The sequence below is a fragment of the Methylorubrum sp. Q1 genome (assembly GCF_004683995.1).
Taxonomy (GTDB): Bacteria; Pseudomonadota; Alphaproteobacteria; order Rhizobiales; family Beijerinckiaceae; genus Methylobacterium.
In genome coordinates, this window is sequence record NZ_SRHQ01000008.1 from 104,349 (window position 1) to 125,676 (window position 21,328).

Consider the following 21,328-nt stretch of genomic DNA (forward strand, 5'->3'; position numbering starts at 1 on the left):
AGCGCCTAAGAGCCCGGGCTTCGATTTTCGATACGGGAGCTTACCAAGCATGCGGCCCTCGAAGCGCGCGGCGGACGCGATGCGCGACGTCACGCTGGAGCGGGCCGTCGCCCGCTACGCGGAAGGCTCCTGCCTCGTCACCTTCGGCAACACCCGCGTGCTTTGCACCGCCTCGCTGGAAGAGCGCGGCCCGCCGTGGCTGCGCGGTTCCGGCAAGGGCTGGGTCACCGCCGAATATGCGATGCTGCCCCGCGCCACCCACGAGCGCACCCGCCGCGAGGTCAATTCCGGCAAGCCGTCGGGCCGGACGCAGGAGATCCAGCGGCTGATCGGCCGCTCCCTGCGCGCGGTCACGAACCTGCCGGCCCTGGGCGAGCGCCAGATCACCGTCGATTGCGACGTGATCCAGGCCGACGGCGGCACCCGCACCGCCTCGATCACAGGTGCCTGGGTGGCGCTCCACGATTGCTTCGCCTGGATGCGGGCCCGCTCGATCATCTCGGTCGATCCCCTGAAGGACCATGTCGCGGCCGTCTCCTGCGGCATCTACAAGGGCCAGCCGGTGCTCGACCTCGACTACGCCGAGGACTCGGCGGCCGAAACGGACGCGAACTTCGTCGTCACCGGCAAGGGCGGCATCGTCGAGGTGCAGGGCACCGCCGAGATGGAGCCGTTCACGGACGAACAGTTCCTCGAATTGCTGCGGCTCGCCAAAGGCGGCGTGGCGCAGCTCGTCGAGCTGCAGCGGAAGGTCATCGCGTGAGCGGGCATCGCATCCTCTCGGGCAAGGTCGTCATCGCGACCCACAATGCCGGCAAGCTCGTGGAGATGCGCGAGCTGCTGGCCCCGTTCGGGGTCGAGGCGGTCTCGGCCGGCGAACTCGGCCTTCCGGAGCCGGACGAGACCGGCACGATGTTCTCGGAGAACGCGGCGATCAAGGCGCACGCCGCGGCCGAGGCCTCGGGCCTGCCGGCCTTCGCCGACGATTCCGGCCTCTGCGTCGATTCGCTGGACGGCGCGCCCGGGCTGTTCTCCGCCCGCTGGGCCGGCCCGGACAAGGATTTTTCCGGCGCGATGGCCCGGATCGCCGCCGAACTCGACACGCGCGGCGCCGCGGACCGGCGTGCCCACTTCGTCTCGGCCCTGGTTCTGGCGTGGCCCGATGGCCATACTGAGCTGTTCGAGGGCCGCGTCTTCGGTGATCTGGTGGAGCCGCGCGGGAACCTCGGCTTCGGCTACGATCCAATGTTCCGTCCCGAGGGCATGGACCGCACCTTCGGCGAGATCTCCTCGGAGGAGAAGCACGGCGTCGATTGGCAGACCGGCAACGCGCTCTCGCATCGGGCGCGGGCCTTCGTCGAGCTTGCGAAGGCGTGCCTGCGTCGGCCGGGCTGAGCTTCCGCTCGGCGTTTGGCGTGCATACATCAAGCGTGAAGAATGGAAGGCGCTCCGCTCGAACGCCGACATCCCATCCGCCGCCCTCACCCTGAGGTGGCCGCATTCGCGGCCACCTCAGGGTGAGGGCGGCGGGTTGGACGAGTGCGCGGTTCAAGCGGCTCGATGACACAAGACAGGCCGATGCCCCCCGCGACACCGCCCGACCATCCGACCCGCGACGCGGGATTCGGCATCTACCTGCACTGGCCGTTCTGCGCCGCGAAGTGCCCCTATTGCGACTTCAACAGCCACGTTCGCCATGCGGGCGTGGATCAACCGCGCTTCCTTGACGCCTTCCGGCGAGAGATCGCCCACGCCGCAGCACTCGCACCGGGACGGACGGTCACCAGCATCTTCCTCGGCGGCGGCACACCCTCGCTGATGGCGCCGGACACGGTGGCGGGCCTGCTCGATGCCGTGGCCGGAGCCTGGAGCGTGGCGCCGGACGCGGAGGTGACGCTGGAGGCGAACCCCACCAGCGTCGAGGCGACCCGCTTTCGCGGCTATCGCGCCGCCGGCGTCAACCGTGTTTCGCTCGGCGTTCAGGCGCTCGACGACGGCGACCTCAAGCGGCTCGGGCGGCTGCACAGCGTAGCGGAAGCGCTGGACGCCGTGCGCACCGCGGCGGCGCATTTCGAGCGCTTCTCCTTCGACCTGATCTACGCGCGCCCGGAGCAGACACCGGAGGCCTGGGCGGCAGAGCTACGCCGGGCGATCGATTATGCCGCCGAGCATCTCTCGCTCTATCAGCTCACCATCGAGCCCGGCACGCCGTTCTTCGGCCTCGCCCAGGCCGGCCGCCTCGTGCCGCCCGACGACGACGCCTCACGCGCCCTCTACGACGTGACGCAGGAGATCTGCGGGCTCGCGGGCCTGCCGGCCTACGAGATCTCGAACCACGCCCGGCCCGGTGCGCAGTCGCGCCATAATCTCCTCTATTGGCGCTATGGCGAATATGCCGGCATCGGCCCCGGCGCCCACGGCCGCCTCGTCCTGCCGCAGGGCCGTACCGGCACGCTCACCGAGAAAGCGCCCGAAGACTGGCTCGCCCGCGTCGAGCGCGACGGCCACGGCATCGTCGAGACGGAAATGCTGTCCGCCGAGGATCAGGGCGACGAGTTCCTGATGATGGGGCTGCGGCTGACGGAAGGCATCGACCCCGCCCGTTACGCGACCTTGAAGGGGCGCCCGCTCCAGGCCGATCGCCTCGACGCGCTGGTGAAAGACGGCCTCGTCGCGCGGCGCCCCGACGGCCGCATCGCCGCGACTGCCCGCGGCGCTCCGGTGCTCAACGCCGTGGTGGCGGAGTTGGCGGGCTGAACCGTCAAATCCCCGACGGCCCGAGCACCTTCGGGGCCGGGCTCACCACATTCGCCGCGTTGTTGCGAATCTCGTAGACCGCCAAGGTCCGCTCGCTGACACCCTCGGGCAGGAAACGGAAGGTACCGTCGAGGCCGGAGAAGCCCGCCGGGTTGGTGAGCGTCGCGTCGGCGAAGCGCTGCGAGCCGTATTGGCGCACCAGGGCGGCCGTGAGCGAGACGGAATCGTAGCCGAGCGAGGCGGTCCGCGGCGGCATCGTCCCGAAGCGGGTCTGATAGCGCTGGGCGAAACCGGCAAAGCCGGCCGTGTCGGGCGCGGCGAAGCGACCGCCCTGGAACGCGGCCTGCGACAGCACACGCGGGTCGTTCCACAGGGCGAGCCCGAGGGGTCGGACCCGCGCGGGCGAGAACCCGACCTTGGTCAGCGCGGGCGCGACGGCCATCAGGCCTTCGGCGGTGTCGGGTATGAACAGCGCGTCGGCCTGGGCGCCGCCCCCCGCGATCACGCCGCGCAGCCGGTCGACCGCCGGGCCGGGATTGCCCGCCGGGTAGCGCTCGATGCCGACGAGCCGGGCGCCGCGCCGGGCCACCGCCTCACGAAACTGCGCCTCGACGGCATTGCCGTAGGTCGTCTCGGGGATCAGCGCGGCGAAGGAGCGGCGACCGCCCGCGCTCGCCTCGTCGACGATGCGGTCCACCTCCGATTGCGGCAGGAAGCTGATGAGGTAGATGCCGCGCGCGGCCACCGCCGCGTCGGTCGAGAAGGCGATGACCGGCTTGCCCGCGCCGCGGGCGACGCCCCCGGCGGCCTGGACACTGGCGGCGAAGAGCGGGCCCAGCACCATCTCGGCGCCCTCGGCGAAGGCCGCCTGCGTCGCCTCGCGTGCGCCCTCCGGCGTGCCGCGGTCGTCCTTGACGAGGATCTGGAGGTTCGGCTTCTGGAAATCGTCGTAGGCGAGTTCGGCGGCGTTGCGCAGGGCGGCGCCGACCGCCGCCCCCTGCCCGCTCAACGGGACGATCAGCGCGACTTTCACCGTGCCCGCGCCGATGACATTGCCGGCAGTCACGGTGGGGTTGGGCTCGACCTCCGGCGCCACCCGAGCCGCCGGCCGCGGCGCGTCCGGAACGCCGAGGCAGCCCGCGAGCCCGATCGTGAGCCCGAGGCCGAGAAGCGCAGCACCCGCGCAGGCCGTCCACCGTCCGCCGCGTCGCGCCATCGCGACCCTCCTGTGCGAGCGCAATTCGCGGTCACGATGCGGAGGGGCTTGCGAAAAGTAAATGTGAGGCCATGCCTTTCCCCGGTCTCCAAAGGCGCGCGGGCATGGCATTGTCGCGGCGATGACACAGCGACTCGACAAGCGCTCCGAAGGGGCCCCGCGCAGCCCCGCCACCTTCACGGCCTTCGGCCTCGCCGCCGAGGCCGAGTCTCTGGCGCCGGGCCTCTACGTGGTGGCGACCCCCATCGGGAACCTGCGCGACGTCTCGTTCCGCGCTCTGGCGACGCTCGCCGCCGCGGATGCCGTGCTGGCGGAGGACACCCGCGTCACCCGCACCCTGCTGATGCATTACGGGATCACGACGCCGCTTCTCTCCTACCACGAGCATTCCAACGAGGCCGTGCGCGAGCGGATGGTGCTGCGGCTGAAGGCCGGGGAGACCCTGGCGCTAGTCTCCGATGCCGGAACGCCGCTGGTCTCGGATCCCGGCTTCAAGCTGGTCCAGGCGGCGATTGCCGCCGGCATCCCGGTGACGCCGATTCCCGGCCCGTCCGCGGTGATGACCGCCATCGTCGCCGCCGGCCTGCCGACCGACCGGTTCTTCTTCGAGGGGTTCCTGCCCCAGAAATCGGGCGCCCGGCGCAACCGTCTGGAGGCGTTGGCCACGATTCCCGGAACGCTGGTGGTGTTCGAGTCCCCCCATCGCCTCCCCGAGATGCTGGCCGATGCCGCCGCCACCCTCGGGCCGGAGCGGCCCGCGGCGGTGGCCCGCGAATTGACCAAGCTCTACGAGACCATCCGGCGCGACAGCCTGGGCGGCCTGGCCGAAGCCTTCGCCCAGGAGGGTCCGCCCAAGGGTGAGGTGGTGGTGGTCATCGGCACGGCACCGGAGGACGCCGCTCCGCGCGAAGCCGATACCGGGCTCGACGCCCGGATCGAGGCGGCGCTCGCCCGCCACTCGATCAAGGATGCGGCGGCGCTCGTCGCCGACGAGACCGGCCAGCCCAAGCGCGTCGTCTATGCCCGCGCCCTGGCGCTCGCCCGCCGGGCGGACGATGAGACCTCCGGCTGATCCGGAGGCGCGGCGCCGCGCCACCCACGGACGGGGCATCTCGGCCGAGGGGTTGGCGCTCCTGGCGCTGATGCTGAAGGGCTATCGGCCGCTCGCCCGGCGCTTCGCGGCCGCGGGCGGGGAGATCGACCTGATCGTTCGGCGCGGGCGCACCATCGCCTTCGTGGAGGTCAAGGCCCGTGCGACGCTGGAGGCCGCCGCGACCGCCATCGACGCACGCAAGCGGGCGCGACTGTCGCGGGCTGCACGGGCGTGGCTCGCGCGTCATCCGTTTGCCGCCGACGCGACTTTGCGGGCGGATGCCGTCTTCGTGGCGCCGCGCCGCTGGCCGCGCCATCTGCCCGATGCGTTCGAGATCGAAGGTTTATGAGCGTCCGGCCAGGAGCCGGCCGGGCCGTGTCAGCCCTCGGCGGCGGCGATGGCCGCGGCAAGGGTGCGCTTGAGGTCGGCTTGGCTGAACGGCTTCTGCACCACCAGCCGGTCGCGGAACGGCTCGCGGATGCCTGCGCCGCCGTAGCCGGTCGAGAACACGATGGGCAGGTTACGCTCGGCGATGGCCTCGGCCACCGGGTAGATCGGCTCACCCGCCACGTTCACGTCGAGGATGGCGACCGTGAAGCTCTCGCTGCGGGCCATCTCCAGGGCGGTCGCGAGCCGGGCCGCCGGCCCGACGATCTCACAGCCGAAATCGAGCAGCATATCCTCGAGAAGCATCGAGATGGCCGCTTCGTCCTCGACAACCAGCACCCGGGCGCCGGACAGACGATCCTCGTTCGAATCCACACTCACGCCGGATCGTCTTCCCTATCGATTCATTCCCGATCCGGAGCGCCGTCTCGAGTCTGTCAGTCGCGCCAGGATTGTTCCGGAGGAATTCCTTCCGGTACGCTTCGAGAGCGGATGAGCGACCCGGAAAACGCTGCCCGGCACCGCGAGCCGTCGCCCGTAAAGCTGGGCGTGTCAAGCGCCGCACCGCTCTGTCTGTGCTAGGCTGGTCAGCCCAATGTTATTCCGCAAAACATTTCCCGCCCATTGTCGCAACCTAGCGACAGCCCCGGCACGAGGCGATCCCCACTCAACCGTGAGTCGGCGGGGCCTGCTCGCCTCGGCCGCCGCCGCGATGCTTCCGGCCCGCGCCCTTGCCGCATCGGAGGGTCCGATCGTGATCGGTTCGAAGAGCGATACCGAAGGCGCGCTTCTCGGAAGCCTGATTGCTTTGGTCCTTGAGGATCTCGGCTTGCGCGTCGAGCGACGCCTCGGCCTCGGGCCCACTCTGATCGTCCGCTCGGCCCTGCTGGCCGGAGAGATCGACCTGTATCCCGAATATACCGGCAACGTCGCGTTCTTCTCCGGCACCGAGACCGATCCCGCTTGGAAGAACGCTGCGGAGGCTTACGGCCTCGCCCTGCGGCTCGACGCCGCGCACGGGCTGGTCTGGCTCGGTCGGGCACCGGCCAACAACACATGGCTGATCGCGGTTCAGGGCCGTCTCGCCCGTGAGCGGGGGCTCGCCACCATGGCGGATTTCGCGGGTGCCGTGCGGGAGGACGCTATCCGCCTCGCCGCCTCGACGGAGTTCGTGGAGAGTCCCGCCGCCCTGCCCTCCTTCGAATCCGCCTACGGCTTCTCCCTGCCGCTCTCGCGCATCGTCAGCCTGCCGGGCGGCGACACGGCGGTGACCGCCCGCGCTGCGGCGGAAGGCATCAGCGGAATCAATGCCGGCATGGTCTACGGCACCGATGGGGCGCTGGCTGCCCTCGACCTCGCCGTGATGAGTGATCCCAAGGGGGCGCAGATCGTCTACGAACCCGCCCCCGTGATCCGCGCCGCGACGCTCGAACGCCACCCGCATATCCGCGACGCCCTCGACCCCATCTTCGCGCGTTTCGACGCCGAGACGCTGCGGCGGCTCAACGCGGCGATCACCGTGGAGGGGCGCACCGCCGAGGCAGTGGCCAAGGCGTGGCTCGCTGAAGCAGCAAGCCGCCCGTGACGGCACGCCTCCTCGCCGGCCTCGCCGCAGCGGCTCTGCTCCCGGCGGTGTTGGCTGGGCTGCCCCTGCTGCATCTCGCACCGAACCGGCTGGTGACCGGTGCGCCCATCGCCGCGTCGGACGCGCTCGGCACCGGCCTCTGGCCCATCGCCGCCCTCGCCGCCGGGGGACTCGGCCTGCTCGCGGCGGGCCGGGGGCGGAGAAGTGCTGGTCTCGCCGGGCTCGCCTGCCTCTGCGCCCTCTTTCTCTTGCTGGCAGGGCTCGGCGCCGGAGCCGCGGACCTGACCGCCGGCCAGCCGTTCGCGACGCGGGCGCGCCTCGCCTCCGGCGCCTGGACCGGTGTGGTCGTGCTGGTCTGTGCGCTGACTCTGGCCGCTCGGCGCACCGGCCTGCCCGGCGGCGGCCTCATCGCGGCGACCGCCGTCCTGGCGCTGATCGGGGGCCTGTGGGGCGGCGGTCGCCTCAATGCGCTCTCGCTCGTCGTCGAGGGGCGCGCCCGGTCCGATGCCCTCGGCGCCGCCATCCGCGATCATCTCGTCCTCGCCCTCGGTGCCCTGGTGCTGGCCGCCGGTCTCACCGGGGGGCTCGCGCTGTGGCGTCGGGCGCGCGGGGTGGTCGAACTCACCGTCAGCGGATTGCAGCTCGTGCCGGCGGTCGCCCTGCTCGGCGGCCTCGTCGCCGGCCTCTCGGCGCTGCTCACGGCGGCCCCGGCACTGCGCGGCTACGGGGTCTCGGCGCTCGGCACCGGGCCGGCCCTGATCGGCATCACGGCCTACCTGCTCCTGCCGCTCTGGCGCGGCCTTCAGGCGGCAAACCGCGCCACCGGTCCCGATAGCCTCGCCGCCGCGCGGGCCCTCGGACTCACGTCGGGCCCGATCCTGACGACCATCCGCCTGCCGCTCGGGGCCCCGGCCCTCATCGGCGGCCTGCGGGTCGCCACGGTTCAGGCATTCGGTCTCGCGACCCTGGGAGCGCTGGTCGGGGCGGGCGGCCTCGGTACCCTCGTCTTCGACGGCATGGCGCAGTTCGCGCCGGACCTGATCCTGCTCGGCGCCCTACCGATCATCGCGCTCTCGCTCGCCGCCGAGGGGGCGCTCGGCAGGCTGGAGGCGGCGATGCGCCGACGGTGGCCGCGATGAACCGCGTCGCCCCGGCCCTCGGACCGCTCGCGCTCGGCCTTGCGCTGGCGGCTGCGAGCCATCCGGCCTTTGCCGGTTGGATCGGCGCAGGCGGCCGACCCCTCACCGTCGGCCACATGACCGAACTGGCGCTCAACCACCTCACCCTGGCCGCGACCGGACTCGCCCTGGTCGCCGCACTTGGAATCGGACTCGGCCTGATCGCCACGCGGGCGCGCTTGGCGGGGTTTCGGACCAGCATCGACACGCTCGTCGCCTTCGCTCAGGCGGTGCCGCCGGTCGTCGTCGTGGCCCTGGCTCTGCCGGTGCTCGGCTTCGGCGGGCCGCCGACCCTGCTGGCGCTGACCGCCTACGGCATCATGCCGACCCTGCGCGGCACGGTCGGCGCGCTCGACGCCGTGACCGCCGAGGCCCGCGAATCGGCCCAGGCCATCGGGCTGACGCCGACGCAGACCCTCATCCATATCGAACTGCCGCTCGCCGCCGCGGGGCTCGTGGATACGCTGCGCACCGCCCTGATCCTCGCCGTCTCCGTCACCGCCGTCGGAGCGCTGGCAGGGGCCTCGACGCTGGGCACGCCGATCGTCGCCGGGCTCCAGAACCAGAACATCGCGGCGATGCTCCAGGGCGCGCTGGCGACCGCGGCGCTGGCCTTCCTCGGGGATGCGCTGTTGCTTGCGATCGGAGGGATGCTGCGGCGGGACTGAGCAGTTCGGGTCAGGGGACGACCGCCCTTCGAGCGGCCGACGCCGACCGCCTCTCTCGCGATCGCCGCGGCTTGACGCACCGGCCCGGCCGCTCGATCCAAGACGGCGCTCCGGGCCCGGCTTTCGCATCATCGCGAAAGCCGGAGGCGACCTCTCGGGACGGCGCGTTCAGGCGCCAGTCGCTGCGGGCGGGACGGAGCCGCGGACGGCGGCATAGCTCGTCATCAGGTTGCGGTAGTCCGGAATGTGGTCGCCAAGCAGCGTCGCCAGCCCTTCGACATCCCGGCGCCAGTCGCGGTGCAGTTCGCAAGCGACGGCGAACCAGTTGACCAGCTGCACGCCGGCCGCCGACATCCGGTTCCAGGCTCCCTCACGCACGACCGGATTGAAGGTGCCGGATGCGTCGGTGACGGCAAACACCTCGTAGCCCTCCGCGATGGCCGAGAGGGCCACGAAGGCAACGCAGACCTCGGTGACGACGCCGGCGATGATGAGCTGCTTGCGGCCCGTCGCCTTCACGGCGGCGACGAAATCGGGGTTGTCCCAGGCGTTGATCTGGCCGGGCCGGGCGATGAAGGGCGCGTCCGGAAACTTGGCCTTCAGCTCGGGCATGATCGGACCGTTCGGGCCGTCCTCGAAGCTGGTGGTGAGGATGGTCGGGAGCTGGAAATAGGCGGCGAGATCGGCGACGGCGAGGACGTTGTTCTTGAATCGGTCGGGATCGAAATCGCGCACCAGCGACATCAGCCCGGCCTGATGATCGACCAGCAGGACGACGGCTTGGTCGAGGTCGAGGCGGTTGTAGGGCTTGCTCATCTCGGTCTCCATCGGGGCGGCCTGTGCGGCGCGGCGTCGATGGAGAGACTATGACACGGTGCTCTAATCACCGAAACGGAAACGATCGAAACGGATCGTTTCAGGAATGAAAGCATGATCGCGGGATGATCGCCGCGGGTCCATCCGTACCCCGTCACGGCGGACGTGGTTGGCCCATCACACGAGATCTCGGTGCGGCGCTCGAACCACGATGGTGGCGAGCCCACGCCCCTCGAAGGGCGCTCAGGTCTCGCCGCCGGCATCCACGCGCGGCAACCGGACTTCGAGCGGGGCCAAGCAGCTTTCGGCTTCGCATCGCCGGCCGGCCGGCCAGCCGGCAACGAGCCTCCTACTTGTCCAAGAACTCGACCTTCGCGCCCTTCTGCGTATGGCTCGCGAGGTCGCGCGCGTCCCAGTTCGTGAGGCGGATGCAGCCATGCGACTCGGTCTTGCCGACCTTCTCCGGCTCCGGCGTACCGTGAATGCCGTAGGAGGGAATCGACAGGTCGATCCAGACGAGGCCGACCGGGTTGTTCGGCCCCGGATGGATCGAGAATTTCTTCGTCGCCTTCACGCCTTTGAACTTGTACTTCGGGTTGTAGGTGTACCAGGGATCGAAGGCGACGGCCTTCACCTTCGCCGACCCGTCCGGCGCCGGCTTCTCCGAACTGCCGATCGAAGCGGGGTAATCCGCCGTCAGTTTGCCGTCCTCCGCAAAGGCCCGCACCCGCTTCGTGCGCTTGTCGACCTCGATGCGGGTGACTTTGGGGGCGACCGGCGCGCCCTCGACCTTGCCCTCGCCGAGCGGCGGCACGGCCGCGACGACCAGCGTGCCGCCGGCCTTGTCGAGGGGCACGTTCGGGTTGAGGGCGGAGAGCAGGTCGCGCTGCATGTGGAAACGCTCGGCCAGCATCTCGCGGATGTTGGTGTAGCGCATCGGCCCGACCTCCGCCTGCTCCTCCATCTTGGGCGGCATCTTCTCGACGAAGGGGCCTTTCACGTCCTCTTCCGTGATCGTGTACTGCGTCACGACCGGGTCCTTGCCGGTGGCCTGGAGCCGGTCGAAGACTTCGCGGGTGAGGCGGTCGCCCGGGGGCAGCCCTTGCGCCGCGGCGAAGGCCTTGAGCGCGCCGCGCAGATTCTCGCCGTCGCGCCCGTCGATGGCGCCGGGGGAGAAGCGGGCCCGGTCGAGCAGCACCTGCACCTTCACCAGTAGAGGGTCGGGCTTCTTCTCCGCCTCCTTCTTCGCCCCGGCTTCCTTCTTGGATTTCTTCGCCGGCTTGGATGCTGTGTCCGGCTTGGCCTCTTCCGACACCTCGTGGAACGCCGCGTTCTCGATGGCCTCGCGGGTCAGCTCGGGCGCTCCGGCATCGGCGGCCTGCGCGGCTACCGACCATACACCGAGCGCCGCCAGCGCTCCTCGCATCCACACCCGTCCCATCGCCCGCTCACGCTCCTCGACCCACGACGAGAGGAAGCGATGGCCAAGCGCTACCGTTCCCGCGGCGAATGGCGCTTCGTCATGCGTCCGGTCCGGGAAAACCGCCTACTGGCAGAGACGGTGCCCGGCATTGCGCTCGCGCAGGTCGAGATGCAGGTGGTTTCCGTGCGCGGCGTCGCTGCCCGGCCCCAGCACCGTGCGGAAGAAGGTGCAGGCGCCCACGCGCGCCGAGGCCAGGAAAGCCGCCTCCGGCGTGCCGTCCGGCGCCGCCGTCACCTTGAGGCTCGCGCGCTTGGTGAAGCCGTAGCCCATCACGTCGATGGCGTTGGCAAAGCTGTGCTCGCTGAGCTTGGCGTCGGTGTCGTGGTTCTGCCCGCGGCAGACATAGGTGCCCCCGAGCGCAAGACTCTTCAGGCTCTCGCCGAACTCCTTTTGCGCCGCGACCTGCACCTCCGTCGTCCAGCGCGCCAGCGCCTCCGCGGCCCGGCAGGTCAGGGTGGCCGCCGGCTCCAGCGCGACGCCGTCGGCAAGTGCGGTGACGGTGAGAGGATGCGGCGCGCTGCACTGGCCGTTGCCGAGCGGCGACGCCGCCTCGAAGTGCGCGCCGAGCCGCTCCAGCCGGCGCCGGCAGGCGGTGTCGTCGGGCGCCGAGACCTTGAGGGCGAGCGCCGACTCGCCCGACAGCTCCGGCGGCCGAGCCGGCGGCAGCGGCGCCTCCGGCAGGGCGGCGGGTGCGTCCTTCGTGTCGTTGGTGGTCTTCGTCTCCTTGGGCGGCTCGTCCGGTTTCGTCACGGCACCCTTGTCCGGGCCGGTGCCCAGTCCCGGCGGGCGCTCCGGCGGCAGCGGCGTCACCTGCGGGGCGGGCGGCACGAGGTCATCCGGGCGCGCCGGCGGCTGGGGCGGCGGCAGCGGCACCGTCGCGGGCGGCGGCTTGGCCGGATCGGACCATGCCGGGTCCGGCGGAAGGGCGAGCCCGGCGGCGAGGAGGCACGCGAGAAGGGAAGCGAGGGTGGAAGGCTTCATGCCGTGTGTATCCCGCTCGCTCGGCCGCAACCCGTCCTCCCCTCATCCGCCGCCCGGCCGTTCCCAGCAAGGACGCGGCGGCCACGCCCGGCGAAAACGTGAAAGAACCGGGCGCAGGCGGCTGTGGCTTTGCGCCGCTCGACCCACAAACCTATGCTCGACGCTTCACTCTCCGACGCGCCCCGAAAGTTTTGCCCATGACCGCCGACACCGCACGCGACCTCCCCGAGGGTACGGAGCCCGGCCGTGGCGGCGCGCAAGCCAACCCGTTCGACGCGTCGGATTGGGCGACGCCGTTCGGCCTGCCGGATTTCGAGGCGATCCGGCCCGAGCATTACGTGCCGGCCTTCGCGCACGCCCTGAAGGCGCACGAGGCCGAGATCGCGGCGATTGCCGGGAACGAGGCGGCGCCGAGCTTCGCCAACACGGTCGCGGCGATGGAACGCGCGGGCTACGCGCTCGAGCGCGTAGCCAACGTGTTCTTCAACTTGACCGGCAGCAACTCCAGCCCGGAGCTTCAGGCGATCGAGCGGGCGGTCGCGCCGCAGCTCGCGCGGCATTCGAGCGCCATCACGCTGAATCCGCAGCTCTGGGCCCGGCTCTCGACCATCGATGCCGACGCGGAAGGGCTGGGCGCGGAGGAGCGCCGCGTGCTCGACCGCTACCGCAGCCGGTTCCGCCGGGCCGGCGCAGGCCTCGCCCCGGAGGCCAAGACCCGCATCGCCGAGATTGCGATCCGGCTGGCCGAACTCGGAACGCAATTCGCCCAAAACGTGCTCGCCGACGAGCGCGACTTCATCCTGCCGCTGAACGGCGAGGCGGATCTCGCCGGCCTGCCGCCCTTCCTGCGCGATGCCGCCGCGGAGGCGGCCAAGGAGCGCGGCGGCAGGCAGAGCCACGTCATCACCCTCTCGCGCTCGCTGATCGAGCCCTTCCTCGTCTTCTCCGCCCGCCGCGATCTGCGGGCACAGGCCTACGCGGCCTGGACCCGCCGCGGCGAGAATGGCGGCGAGACCGACAACCGCGCCATCATCGCCGAGATCGTGCGCCTGCGCGCCGAACGGGCCCGGCTGCTCGGCTTCGACAGCTTCGCCCATCTCAAGCTCGACGACACCATGGCGGGCTCCCCCGATGCGGCGATGGAGCTTCTGCGCAACGTCTGGAAGCCGGCGCTCCAGCGCGCGGCAACGGAACGCGAAGGGCTACAGGCCCTGGTTCGGGCGGAGGGGCACGACTTCGCCCTCGAAGCGCATGACTGGCGGCACTACTCCGAGAAACTGCGGCGGGCCGAGCACGACCTCGACGAGTCCGAGATCAAGCCGTACCTGCCGCTGGAAGGCATGATCCGGGCGGCCTTCGACACGGCGTCGAAGCTGTTCGGGCTCGCCTTCGAGGAGTTGCACGACGTGCCGCGCTATCACCCGGACGTGCGCACTTGGCTCGTGCGCGACGCCGACGGCTCCGAGGTCGGCCTGTTCCTCGGCGACTATTTCGCCCGCCCCTCGAAGCGCTCAGGCGCCTGGATGAGCGCCTTCCGTTCGCAGGAGCGGCTGAACGGCGACATCCGGCCGATCATCGTCAACGTCATGAACTTCGCCCGCGCCCCGCGCGGCGAGCCGACGCTGCTCTCCTTCGACGACGCCCGTACCCTGTTCCACGAATTCGGCCACGCCCTGCACGGGCTTCTCTCCGACGTCACCTATCCGCTCCTGTCCGGCACCGCGGTCTCGCGCGACTTCGTGGAACTGCCCTCGCAGCTCTACGAGCACTGGCTGCAGCAGCCGGAGGTGCTCCGCGCCCATGCCCGCCATGTGACCACCGGCGAGCCGATGCCCGATGCGCTGCTCGAACGCCTGCTCGCGGCGGCCAACTTCAACCAGGGCTTCGCGACGATCGAATATGCGGCCTCGGCCATCGTCGACATGACGCTGCATCTCTCCGCAGCCGGAGAGGACGGGCTCGACGTCGTCGCGTTCGAGGCGGATGCCCTGCGCCGCATCGCCATGCCGGCGGAGATCGCGGCGCGGCACCGGTCGCCGCACTTCGCGCACATCTTCTCCGGCGACGGCTATGCGGCCGGCTATTACAGCTATCTCTGGTCGGAGGTGCTCGATGCCGACGCCTTCGACGCCTTCCGCGAGGCGGGCGACATCTTCCATCCGGAGACCGCGCAGCGGCTGCGCCGCATGATCTACGGCGCGGGCAACCTGCGCGACGCGCGCGAGGCCTATACGGCGTTCCGGGGCCGGCTGCCGAGCATCGAGCCGCTGCTCAAGAAGCGCGGGCTGGCGGCGTAGCACACGAGGCAGAACACCCTCCCCCCGACGGATCTCGGGCTTGCCCGCGATCCGTCGGGGGGAGGGTCATGGCTTGCTAGAACAGCCCGTCGATCTGACCGTTGGCGTCGAGCCGGATGCTGTCCGCCGCCGGCACCTTGGGCAGGCCCGGCATGGTCATGATCTCACCGCAGATCACCACGACGAAGCCGGCGCCCGCCGAGAGGCGCACGTCGCGCACCGAGACGAGGTGGCCCGAGGGCGCGCCCATCAGGGTCGGGTCGGTCGAGAACGAGTACTGCGTCTTGGCCATGCAGACCGGCAGACCGCCGTAACCGTCCTTCTCGAAGCCGGCGAGCTTGGTGGCCGCCTTCGACTCGATCTGGATATCGGCCGCGCCGTAGAGCTTGGTCGCGATCGTCTTGATCTTGTCGGTCAGCTTCGTCTCGGTCTCGTAGGCGAAGGTCAGCGGCTTCTGCTCGCCCTCGGCGAGCTTCACCACGGCCTGCGCCAGCGCCTCGGCGCCCGCGCCGCCCTCCGCCCAGTGCTTACAGGTGATCGCCTCGACCTGGAGCCGGTCGCGGCACAGCTCCTTCAGCCGTGCGTGCTCGGCGTCGGTGTCCTGGAAGAAGTGGTTCACGCCCACCACCACCGGCAGGCCGAAGCCCCGCACGTTGTTCACGTGGCGCTCGAGGTTCGCAAAGCCCTTCTCCAGCGCGCCGAGGTTCTCAGCCTGGAGATCCTTCTTGTTGACGCCGCCATGCATCTTGAGCGCACGGACCGTCGCGACGATCACCACCGCCGACGGCTTGAGGCCGGTCTGGCGGCACTTGATGTCGATGAACTTCTCCGCACCCAGATCCGCGCCGAAGCCGGCCTCGGTGACGGTGTAGTCGGCGAGCCGCAGGCCGGTGCGGGTGGCGATCACGGAGTTGCAGCCGTGGGCGATGTTGGCGAAGGGACCGCCATGGATCAGGGCCGGGTTGCCCTCCAGCGTCTGCACGAGGTTCGGCTGCAGCGCATCCTTGAGGAGGACGGTCATCGCACCGGTCGCCTTCACCTCGGCCAGCGTCACCGGCTTGCGGTCGCGGGTCTCGGCGATGACGATGCGGCCCAGCCGCTCCTCGAGATCGGCGAGATCCTTGGCGAGGCAGAACACCGCCATCACCTCGGAGGCGACGGTGATGTCGAAGCCGTCCTCGCGCGGAAAGCCGTTGGCGACACCGCCGAGCGACTGGTTGATCGCGCGCAACGCCCGGTCGTTCATGTCGACCACGCGGCGCCAGTGAATGCGCCGCACGTCGATGTTGAGCTCGTTGGCCCAGTAGATGTGGTTGTCGATCAGCGCTGCGGCGAGCGAGTGCGCCGAGGTGATGGCATGGAAGTCTCCGGTGAAGTGCAGGTTGATCTGCTCCATCGGCACGACCTGCGCCTTGCCGCCGCCGGCCGCGCCGCCCTTCATGCCGAAGCAGGGGCCGAGCGAGGGCTCGCGCAGGCACATCACCGCGTTCTTGCCGATGCGGTTGAGCGCGTCGCCGAGTCCGACCGTGGTCGTGGTCTTGCCCTCGCCCGCGGGCGTCGGCGAGATCGCGGTGACGAGCACCAGCTTGCCCTCGGGCTTACCCTCGAGCGAGGCGATGAAGCCGTGGTCGATCTTGGCGATGTGCTTGCCGTAGTTGTGCAGCGCCTCGTCCGGAATGCCGAGCTTTTCGGCGACTTGGGCGATCGGCTTCAGGGTCGCCGCGCGGGCGATCTCGATATCTGAGGGCATTTCTCTCACCGTCGTTTCTTGTCACGCGGGCTCGCGGCGTGCCGAGGCGTTGCCCGGTCCGTCCCGATGCTTCCGTGGTAGCGAACGGAACGGCCACGATAAACCGATCGCGGCAGTGTGAGCGAAACGACGAGGAAAAGCGTCTCGGATTTTTTTGATCCCGACCGTTAAGTTTTCTCATGGGACAGGGCATTGGGGACAGGCCGTTTGGGACGGGTGATCCGCCTCCGGCCAGCCGGCGCGCGAGGCCGAATGGTTTCAACCGGTCATCGCGGTGGCGGTGTAACCGGCCTGGGTCAGCGCATGGGCCACGTCGAGACTTTGCGCGACGGTCGTCGCGGAGACCCGGCCCAGGCCGACATCGACCGAGACGTCCGCCTGCGGGTCGAGGCGGCGGATCGTGCGACGCACCGCCTCGGCGCATCCCTCGCAGGTCATTCCGTCCACACGCATCGTCAGTTCGATCGGGCTCTGGTCCATCGCCATCGTCTCCTGGCTACCCGCCGGGCACCGACGGACCTCCGCAGATGTGGCTTCGGGATCGCGCGCGGCAAGCGCAGGCCGCGTTCGGGCCGAATGCACGGGAGAAACCTATGATGCCGCCTTGCGGCGGGGAGCGGCGTCGGCAACATTAGGGTTACGACGATCCGGATCTGTCCTATCGCGCGATCCGGCACGTTTCACCCACACGTTCTGCGGGCGCCCGCTTCGCAGCGTGAATGAGAAGCCCGGCCGCGGCCGCCAGACAGAAACGCGTCGATCGACGGTGAAAACACCGAAAGCCCGAACGATCCGCCCGCGCGGCACCCCCTGGATCCTCGGCCTCATCGGCGTCCTGGTCCTCGTTCCGCTGGCGCTCATCCTCCCGCTGGCCGCCGTTGCCACCGTGTCCGGCCTCGCGATCGTCGGCGGAGCGCTGCTGTGGCGGCGGCTTTCCGCCTTCGCCGTCGCGCAGGAGGTCGTCTCGAAGGAGATCGGCGTGCTGTCCCAGCGCCTCGTGAAGCTGGAAGCCGTCACGGCTGCCCTGATCCAGTCGCGGATGCAGGGTTCGGCGGCGGCGGACCCGGCGGCGCGACCGCCGGACGAGGCGGTCAAGGCGCTCGACGCACGGCTCGATGCCGGCCTTGAGGAGGTGACCGCCGAGATCGGCATCCTCAGCGGCATCGTCCGGGAACTCGCCGCGGTGGTGGCGTCGCAGGACGGCGACATCGCCCGCCTGAGGGTGCAGGCGCAGGCTCCCGAGCCGAAGCCGGTTCCGCAAGCGGAGCCGATCCGGCCGCGACCGGCGCCCGCCGCAACCGTTCCCCCCGAAACGGAACCGGTGGCGCCGCCGATGCGGCTCGTACCCCGCACGACCCTGCCGGCGGCCCGTACCTCCGATCATTTCGCCACCGAGGCCGACGCGGCCTTGCTGATCGAGGCCTTCGACGGCGAGGGGCTGGAAGTCTTCCTGCAGCCGGTCGTCACCCTGCCGCAGCGCAAGGTCGTCGCCTACGAAGCGCTGGCGCGGCTCAAGGTCGGCGACGCGGTCTACGCGCCGGAGACGTTCCTGCCCGTTCTGGAGCGGCACGGCCGTACCACGGCGCTCGACCGGCGCATGCTCCAGCGCGTCGCGACGATCGCGCGCCATCTCCAGGGGCGTGGCAGCCCGGCCTCGGTCAGCTACAGCCTGACACCGCACTCGTTGTTCGAGCCCGGCTTCCTTCGCTCCCTCGGCCGGCTCGTCAGCGAGGGGCCGGAACTCGCGGGCCGCGTCGTGATCGCCCTGCCGCAATCGAGCTGGCGCAGCCTCGATGCGGAGCAGGCCGCCCTTCTGGCGGGTTTGCGCGGGCGGATCGGCTTCGTGATGGATCGCCCGATCGACCTGCGGTTCGACCCGACCGCTCTGGCCGAGCGCGGCATCACGCAGGTCAAGGTCGCGGCCGCGCTGCTGCTGCGACCGCTCGACCGGGAGGCGCGGCCGGATATCGCCCTGGAGGATCTGGTGACATCCCTGGCGCGGGCCGGAATCCGGCTCGTCGCGACCGGGGTCGAGGCCGAGACAGAGGTACCCGACCTGATCGATCTTGACGTGCCGCTGGCGCAAGGAGAGGTGTTCGCCGCCCCCCGTGCCGTGCGGGCGGAGGTGCTTTCAGCATTGCCCGAGGCGGCGCCGCCGCCGCCACCCTCCCCCGATCCACCGCCGAGCCCGCCGCCGCAGCGTCGCCCGTTCCGGGATTTTCTGCGCAGAGCCGGGTGAACCCGGCGGCGGGCGCGACGTCGGCGGAAGGGGGTTCAGCCTCGCGCGGCGTCGCGCTCCATCCGCTTGCGCAGCCGGGAGGCTCCGTAGATTTTCGCCAGACGCTGGCGCGCCGCATGGACCGGAGGCGCCGCGCGCTCGGCGCGGGCGGCCGCGATCACGAGCAGCGTCGTCGCGATGGAATGGTGCATTTGCCCCTGCGCGCGGGCGCGGTCGAGGGCATCGCCGGATGCGCGATCGGGCAGCGGATCGAAGTTCGCCATAGTCCAGCCTCTGCGGAATCCCCAGCTCGGATCCCGCACCCTTTTTCAGGGATGACCTTGACGGCTTTTCGCAACGGCGATGTTCGGAACAAGGCAGCTTGGCCGTAACGGCCGGCTGATCTCAAGCCCGTCCGAGGCCGCGCCGACCCGATCTCCGCTTGTCCCGTGGGTCAGGCGAACAGCGCGTCGATGGCGTCCTGCGCGGTCGCGGGACCGCCCATCTGCGGCCCGTTGAGCAAGAGCGACTCGTTGCGCTTGCGCCGATCGGCCTCGGTCTCGTCGATGCCGGCCGCGTCGCGGGCTTTCACGGCGGCGCTGAAGCGGGCAAGCCGCCCTTCGAGCTGGCTCATCGCCTCCGCCACCTTGGCGATGCGCTGGCCGGTGATGTCCTGGAAGGTGCAGGCCTCGAAGATGTCGTAGATCTTGGCCTCGACCGCGTCCCGGTAGCCCGGCCCGTCGCGCAGCGCGAGCACGGCCTCTGCGGTGCTCATGATCGAATTGGTCGCGCCAGCCGTCGCTGCCACCACCTCGCTCAGTTCCTCGTGGACCATCGGCAGACGGTCACGCGTCAGCTCGTTGGCCCGCAGGATCGCGATCGCGTCCCGCAGACTGGCGATGTAGTCCGCGATGTCGAGAAGTTCCTTCACCATCGCCGATGGATGGGAGTTCTGCGACCGGCCGTCGCGTGCCGTTGCCATCATTTTCATGGGCGATCTCTCGCGACGTTCTCGTGTTCGATCCGTTAAGGCCGCCCGTGAGGACGGCCGTTCCTCCTGCGCCGACCCCGACGGCACGACGGCCGGGATCAGCTCTCGTTACGGTGTCAGTCCGCTCATTTTCGCTCGGCGCGCATCGGTTCGGCGCGACGGTCCATCGGCGGATCGTGCGATCAGGCTCCGCAGACCGCCTCGATCTTCGACTTGAGGGTGGCGGCGTTGAAGGGCTTGACGATGTAGTTGTTCACGCCGGCCTTCTTGGCGGCGATGACGTTCTCGGTCTTCGACTCTGCGGTGACCATGATGAACGGCGTCGTGCGCAGGCCCTCGTCGGCGCGGACATGGCGCAGAAGCTCGTAGCCGGTCATCGGCTCCATGTTCCAATCCGAGATGACGAGGCCGTACTTGCGGCCCTTCAGGCGCGCCAGTGCGGCGGTGCCGTCGGACGCATCATCCACGTCCTCGAAGCCAAGCTGCTTGAGGAGGTTGCGGATGATACGCACCATGGTCTGGTAGTCGTCGACCACCAGGATAGGCATGCTGAGGTCGAGGGCCATATGACGATTGCTCCGTTTGTCCCTGATCGATACTGGCGGCGCGGCTCTCTCGAGCGATCAACGTCGCATCGACGCGTGCGAGCGGAGCTGCCTTCCGTTCTCAGACAATAGGCGGCGCGGATTGCGAAGCAGTTAATCTCGCGCCCTTCCCCCTCGCTTGACCCGAGAGACTGATTTCGCCAAGTCTCCCGCCGCTGTCCCGCCGCGCGGGGACGAGGCGGACGAGCCCGGCCGCGCCGACGCTTTCCGTCCCTGCTCCCTGCCGACAATCCCTTGAGACTCGCAGACATTCGATCGCAGGAGCCGATGCCCTCAGGCGACGAGAACGCCGTGCCGCCCGCCGGGATCGGCCTCCGCCCCTCTTCGAGACCCTTCACGGTCTGCCGCGAGGACGACCCGGTGCCTCCCGCGCTGGCGGGTGCCGTCGCCGCGCTCGGCAATTTCGATGGCGTCCATCGCGGCCACCGCACGCTGATCGAGGCGGTGCGCGCCGAGGCCGGGTCACACCCCGCCGCCGTGCTGACCTTCGAGCCGCATCCGCGCGCCTTCTTCGCCCCAGACCAACCGATGTTCCGTCTCACCGGCCCCAGCGCCAAGGAGATCGTGTTCGCGCGCCTCGGTCTGGACGGTCTGATCGTGCGCCGGTTCGATGAGCGGCTTGCCGGCACCAGCGCCCGGGATTTCGTGGGGGGCTGGCTGCGCGACGGGCTCGGCCTGTCCGGCGTGGTGATCGGCCACGATTTCCATTTCGGCCGCGGACGCGAGGGCTCGCCGGGGACGCTCGCCGACCTGTGCGCCGGCGCCGGCCTGTCCTGCCGCATCGTCCCTGCGGTCTCGGCCGATCCCGGCGATGCGCCGATCTCGTCGAGCGCAATCCGCGCCGCCCTCGCCTCGGGCGACGTGGCGCGGGCCAACGACCTTCTCGGCTATCGCTGGTTCGTGTTGGCCCAGGTGCGCCACGGCGACAAGCGCGGACGCACCCTGGGCTACCCCACCGCCAACCTCGCCCTCGAATCCTGCGGGCTCGCCCACGGCATCTACGCGGTGCGGGTGCGCCTGGCCGACGGCAGCCTGCACGACGGCGTGGCGAGCTACGGCCGCCGCCCGACCTTCGACGACGGCGCGCCGCTCCTCGAAGTGCACCTGTTCGACTTCAAGGGCGATCTCTACGGGCAGGAGGTCGCCGTCGAGCTGCTGGCCTATCTGCGCGGCGAGGAGAAGTTTTCGAGCGCCGAGGCGCTGATTGCGCAGATGGATGTCGATTCGGCTCGGGCCAAGGCGGCTATTGGCACGGATCGGGTGCCGTCGATGCTCGGGTGAGGGGAGCCTTCGGCTCGGCCGT

The 21,328-nt window shown here is 70.3% G+C and carries 21 protein-coding genes; 11 read left to right on the top strand and 10 right to left on the bottom strand.

What is annotated here, in order from left to right; all coding sequences use genetic code 11:
• Positions 1-49 precede the first annotated feature (49 nt).
• The 3 genes from rph (at position 50) to hemW (ending at position 2,757) form a co-directional block, all read left to right on the top strand.
• Complete coding sequence (gene rph, locus E4V01_RS09940) at positions 50-763, top strand: ribonuclease PH (RefSeq protein ID WP_060768323.1); 714 nt, start codon at positions 50-52, stop codon at positions 761-763.
• A complete protein-coding gene (rdgB, locus tag E4V01_RS09945) occupies positions 760-1,395 on the top strand; it encodes an RdgB/HAM1 family non-canonical purine NTP pyrophosphatase (RefSeq protein ID WP_135298238.1) in 636 nt (211 codons plus the stop codon). The genes rph and rdgB overlap by 4 nt, the downstream gene beginning before the upstream one ends.
• Before the next feature lie 183 nt (positions 1,396-1,578).
• Positions 1,579-2,757: a radical SAM family heme chaperone HemW gene (gene hemW / locus E4V01_RS09950; RefSeq protein ID WP_135298239.1), complete on the top strand. Its 1,179-nt coding sequence runs from the start codon at positions 1,579-1,581 to the stop codon at positions 2,755-2,757.
• A 4-nt stretch (positions 2,758-2,761) separates the two neighbouring features.
• On the opposite strand, the gene E4V01_RS09955 is transcribed toward hemW, so the two are convergent.
• Positions 2,762-3,973, bottom strand: coding sequence for a penicillin-binding protein activator (locus E4V01_RS09955; RefSeq protein ID WP_135298240.1), 1,212 nt, complete (start codon positions 3,971-3,973; stop codon positions 2,762-2,764).
• A 121-nt stretch (positions 3,974-4,094) separates the two neighbouring features.
• On the opposite strand from E4V01_RS09955, the gene rsmI reads away from it, so the two are divergent.
• A complete protein-coding gene (gene rsmI, locus E4V01_RS09960; RefSeq protein ID WP_135298241.1) occupies positions 4,095-5,045 on the top strand; it encodes a 16S rRNA (cytidine(1402)-2'-O)-methyltransferase in 951 nt (316 codons plus the stop codon).
• The gene (locus tag E4V01_RS09965) at positions 5,029-5,415 is read left to right on the top strand and encodes a YraN family protein (protein ID WP_135298242.1); all 387 of its coding nucleotides are present in this window, start codon (positions 5,029-5,031) and stop codon (positions 5,413-5,415) included. The genes rsmI and E4V01_RS09965 overlap by 17 nt, the downstream gene beginning before the upstream one ends.
• Before the next feature lie 29 nt (positions 5,416-5,444).
• On the opposite strand, the gene E4V01_RS09970 is transcribed toward E4V01_RS09965, so the two are convergent.
• Positions 5,445-5,834 (bottom strand): response regulator, encoded by a 390-nt coding sequence (locus tag E4V01_RS09970; protein ID WP_012779253.1) that lies wholly within the window; start codon positions 5,832-5,834, stop codon positions 5,445-5,447.
• A gap of 292 nt (positions 5,835-6,126) precedes the next feature.
• Here E4V01_RS09970 and E4V01_RS09975 point away from each other — a divergent pair, with 292 nt between their 5' ends.
• Genes E4V01_RS09975 through E4V01_RS09985 form a run of 3 tightly spaced genes read left to right on the top strand, consistent with a single transcriptional unit; the run spans position 6,127 to position 8,884 of the window.
• Entirely contained in the window at positions 6,127-7,038 is a 912-nt protein-coding gene (locus E4V01_RS09975; protein ID WP_135298243.1) for an ABC transporter substrate-binding protein, read from the top strand.
• A complete protein-coding gene (locus E4V01_RS09980; RefSeq protein ID WP_135298244.1) occupies positions 7,035-8,177 on the top strand; it encodes an ABC transporter permease subunit in 1,143 nt (380 codons plus the stop codon). The genes E4V01_RS09975 and E4V01_RS09980 overlap by 4 nt, the downstream gene beginning before the upstream one ends.
• Positions 8,174-8,884, top strand: a complete 711-nt coding sequence (locus E4V01_RS09985; protein WP_135298245.1) for an ABC transporter permease subunit — start codon at positions 8,174-8,176, stop codon at positions 8,882-8,884. The genes E4V01_RS09980 and E4V01_RS09985 overlap by 4 nt, the downstream gene beginning before the upstream one ends.
• Before the next feature lie 168 nt (positions 8,885-9,052).
• Here the strand turns inward: E4V01_RS09985 and ycaC are convergent, their stop codons facing one another.
• From ycaC to E4V01_RS10000, 3 genes are all read right to left on the bottom strand, one after another.
• Complete coding sequence (ycaC, locus tag E4V01_RS09990) at positions 9,053-9,700, bottom strand: isochorismate family cysteine hydrolase YcaC (protein ID WP_060772107.1); 648 nt, start codon at positions 9,698-9,700, stop codon at positions 9,053-9,055.
• Positions 9,701-10,049: 349 nt separating this feature from the next.
• A complete protein-coding gene (locus tag E4V01_RS09995; RefSeq protein ID WP_135298246.1) occupies positions 10,050-11,141 on the bottom strand; it encodes a L,D-transpeptidase in 1,092 nt (363 codons plus the stop codon).
• A gap of 105 nt (positions 11,142-11,246) precedes the next feature.
• Positions 11,247-12,164 carry an extensin family protein gene (locus E4V01_RS10000; protein WP_135298247.1) on the bottom strand — a complete coding sequence of 306 codons (918 nt, stop codon included), beginning with the start codon at positions 12,162-12,164 and terminating at the stop codon, positions 11,247-11,249.
• A gap of 197 nt (positions 12,165-12,361) precedes the next feature.
• Here E4V01_RS10000 and E4V01_RS10005 point away from each other — a divergent pair, with 197 nt between their 5' ends.
• The gene (locus tag E4V01_RS10005; RefSeq protein WP_135298248.1) at positions 12,362-14,461 is read left to right on the top strand and encodes a M3 family metallopeptidase; all 2,100 of its coding nucleotides are present in this window, start codon (positions 12,362-12,364) and stop codon (positions 14,459-14,461) included.
• A gap of 76 nt (positions 14,462-14,537) precedes the next feature.
• On the opposite strand, the gene E4V01_RS10010 is transcribed toward E4V01_RS10005, so the two are convergent.
• Together E4V01_RS10010 and E4V01_RS10015 are read right to left on the bottom strand one after the other, a co-directional pair.
• Complete coding sequence (locus E4V01_RS10010) at positions 14,538-16,211, bottom strand: formate--tetrahydrofolate ligase (RefSeq protein WP_135298249.1); 1,674 nt, start codon at positions 16,209-16,211, stop codon at positions 14,538-14,540.
• A gap of 258 nt (positions 16,212-16,469) precedes the next feature.
• Positions 16,470-16,691 carry a heavy-metal-associated domain-containing protein gene (locus E4V01_RS10015; RefSeq protein ID WP_135298250.1) on the bottom strand — a complete coding sequence of 74 codons (222 nt, stop codon included), beginning with the start codon at positions 16,689-16,691 and terminating at the stop codon, positions 16,470-16,472.
• A gap of 286 nt (positions 16,692-16,977) precedes the next feature.
• Between E4V01_RS10015 and E4V01_RS10020 the strand changes: the two genes are divergently transcribed.
• Positions 16,978-18,450 carry an EAL domain-containing protein gene (locus E4V01_RS10020; RefSeq protein ID WP_135298251.1) on the top strand — a complete coding sequence of 491 codons (1,473 nt, stop codon included), beginning with the start codon at positions 16,978-16,980 and terminating at the stop codon, positions 18,448-18,450.
• A 35-nt stretch (positions 18,451-18,485) separates the two neighbouring features.
• On the opposite strand, the gene E4V01_RS10025 is transcribed toward E4V01_RS10020, so the two are convergent.
• The 3 genes from E4V01_RS10025 to E4V01_RS10035 all read right to left on the bottom strand — a co-directional run bounded on the left by E4V01_RS10025 (position 18,486) and on the right by E4V01_RS10035 (position 19,986).
• Complete coding sequence (locus E4V01_RS10025) at positions 18,486-18,713, bottom strand: hypothetical protein (protein ID WP_135298252.1); 228 nt, start codon at positions 18,711-18,713, stop codon at positions 18,486-18,488.
• Positions 18,714-18,883: 170 nt separating this feature from the next.
• Entirely contained in the window at positions 18,884-19,420 is a 537-nt protein-coding gene (locus tag E4V01_RS10030) for a protein phosphatase CheZ (protein ID WP_060768336.1), read from the bottom strand.
• A 182-nt stretch (positions 19,421-19,602) separates the two neighbouring features.
• Positions 19,603-19,986 carry a response regulator gene (locus E4V01_RS10035; RefSeq protein WP_003604011.1) on the bottom strand — a complete coding sequence of 128 codons (384 nt, stop codon included), beginning with the start codon at positions 19,984-19,986 and terminating at the stop codon, positions 19,603-19,605.
• A 306-nt stretch (positions 19,987-20,292) separates the two neighbouring features.
• On the opposite strand from E4V01_RS10035, the gene E4V01_RS10040 reads away from it, so the two are divergent.
• Entirely contained in the window at positions 20,293-21,306 is a 1,014-nt protein-coding gene (locus tag E4V01_RS10040) for a bifunctional riboflavin kinase/FAD synthetase (RefSeq protein WP_135298253.1), read from the top strand.
• The last annotated feature ends 22 nt before the right edge of the window (positions 21,307-21,328 follow it).

Excerpts from the sequence above, each read along its gene's own strand:
- rph (WP_060768323.1), top strand. The coding sequence starts at position 50 with ATGCGGCCCTCGAAGCGCGCGGCGGACGCGATGCGCGACGTCACGCTG.
- hemW (WP_135298239.1), top strand. The coding sequence starts at position 1,579 with ATGCCCCCCGCGACACCGCCCGACCATCCGACCCGCGACGCGGGATTC.
- E4V01_RS09955 (WP_135298240.1), bottom strand. The coding sequence starts at position 3,973 with ATGGCGCGACGCGGCGGACGGTGGACGGCCTGCGCGGGTGCTGCGCTT.
- rsmI (WP_135298241.1), top strand. The coding sequence starts at position 4,095 with ATGACACAGCGACTCGACAAGCGCTCCGAAGGGGCCCCGCGCAGCCCC.
- E4V01_RS09965 (WP_135298242.1), top strand. The coding sequence starts at position 5,029 with ATGAGACCTCCGGCTGATCCGGAGGCGCGGCGCCGCGCCACCCACGGA.
- E4V01_RS09985 (WP_135298245.1), top strand. The coding sequence starts at position 8,174 with ATGAACCGCGTCGCCCCGGCCCTCGGACCGCTCGCGCTCGGCCTTGCG.
- ycaC (WP_060772107.1), bottom strand. The coding sequence starts at position 9,700 with ATGAGCAAGCCCTACAACCGCCTCGACCTCGACCAAGCCGTCGTCCTG.
- E4V01_RS09995 (WP_135298246.1), bottom strand. The coding sequence starts at position 11,141 with ATGGGACGGGTGTGGATGCGAGGAGCGCTGGCGGCGCTCGGTGTATGG.
- E4V01_RS10000 (WP_135298247.1), bottom strand. The coding sequence starts at position 12,164 with ATGAAGCCTTCCACCCTCGCTTCCCTTCTCGCGTGCCTCCTCGCCGCC.
- E4V01_RS10005 (WP_135298248.1), top strand. The coding sequence starts at position 12,362 with ATGACCGCCGACACCGCACGCGACCTCCCCGAGGGTACGGAGCCCGGC.
- E4V01_RS10010 (WP_135298249.1), bottom strand. The coding sequence starts at position 16,211 with ATGCCCTCAGATATCGAGATCGCCCGCGCGGCGACCCTGAAGCCGATC.
- E4V01_RS10015 (WP_135298250.1), bottom strand. The coding sequence starts at position 16,691 with ATGGACCAGAGCCCGATCGAACTGACGATGCGTGTGGACGGAATGACC.
- E4V01_RS10025 (WP_135298252.1), bottom strand. The coding sequence starts at position 18,713 with ATGGCGAACTTCGATCCGCTGCCCGATCGCGCATCCGGCGATGCCCTC.
- E4V01_RS10030 (WP_060768336.1), bottom strand. The coding sequence starts at position 19,420 with ATGAAAATGATGGCAACGGCACGCGACGGCCGGTCGCAGAACTCCCAT.
- E4V01_RS10035 (WP_003604011.1), bottom strand. The coding sequence starts at position 19,986 with ATGGCCCTCGACCTCAGCATGCCTATCCTGGTGGTCGACGACTACCAG.
- E4V01_RS10040 (WP_135298253.1), top strand. The coding sequence starts at position 20,293 with ATGCCCTCAGGCGACGAGAACGCCGTGCCGCCCGCCGGGATCGGCCTC.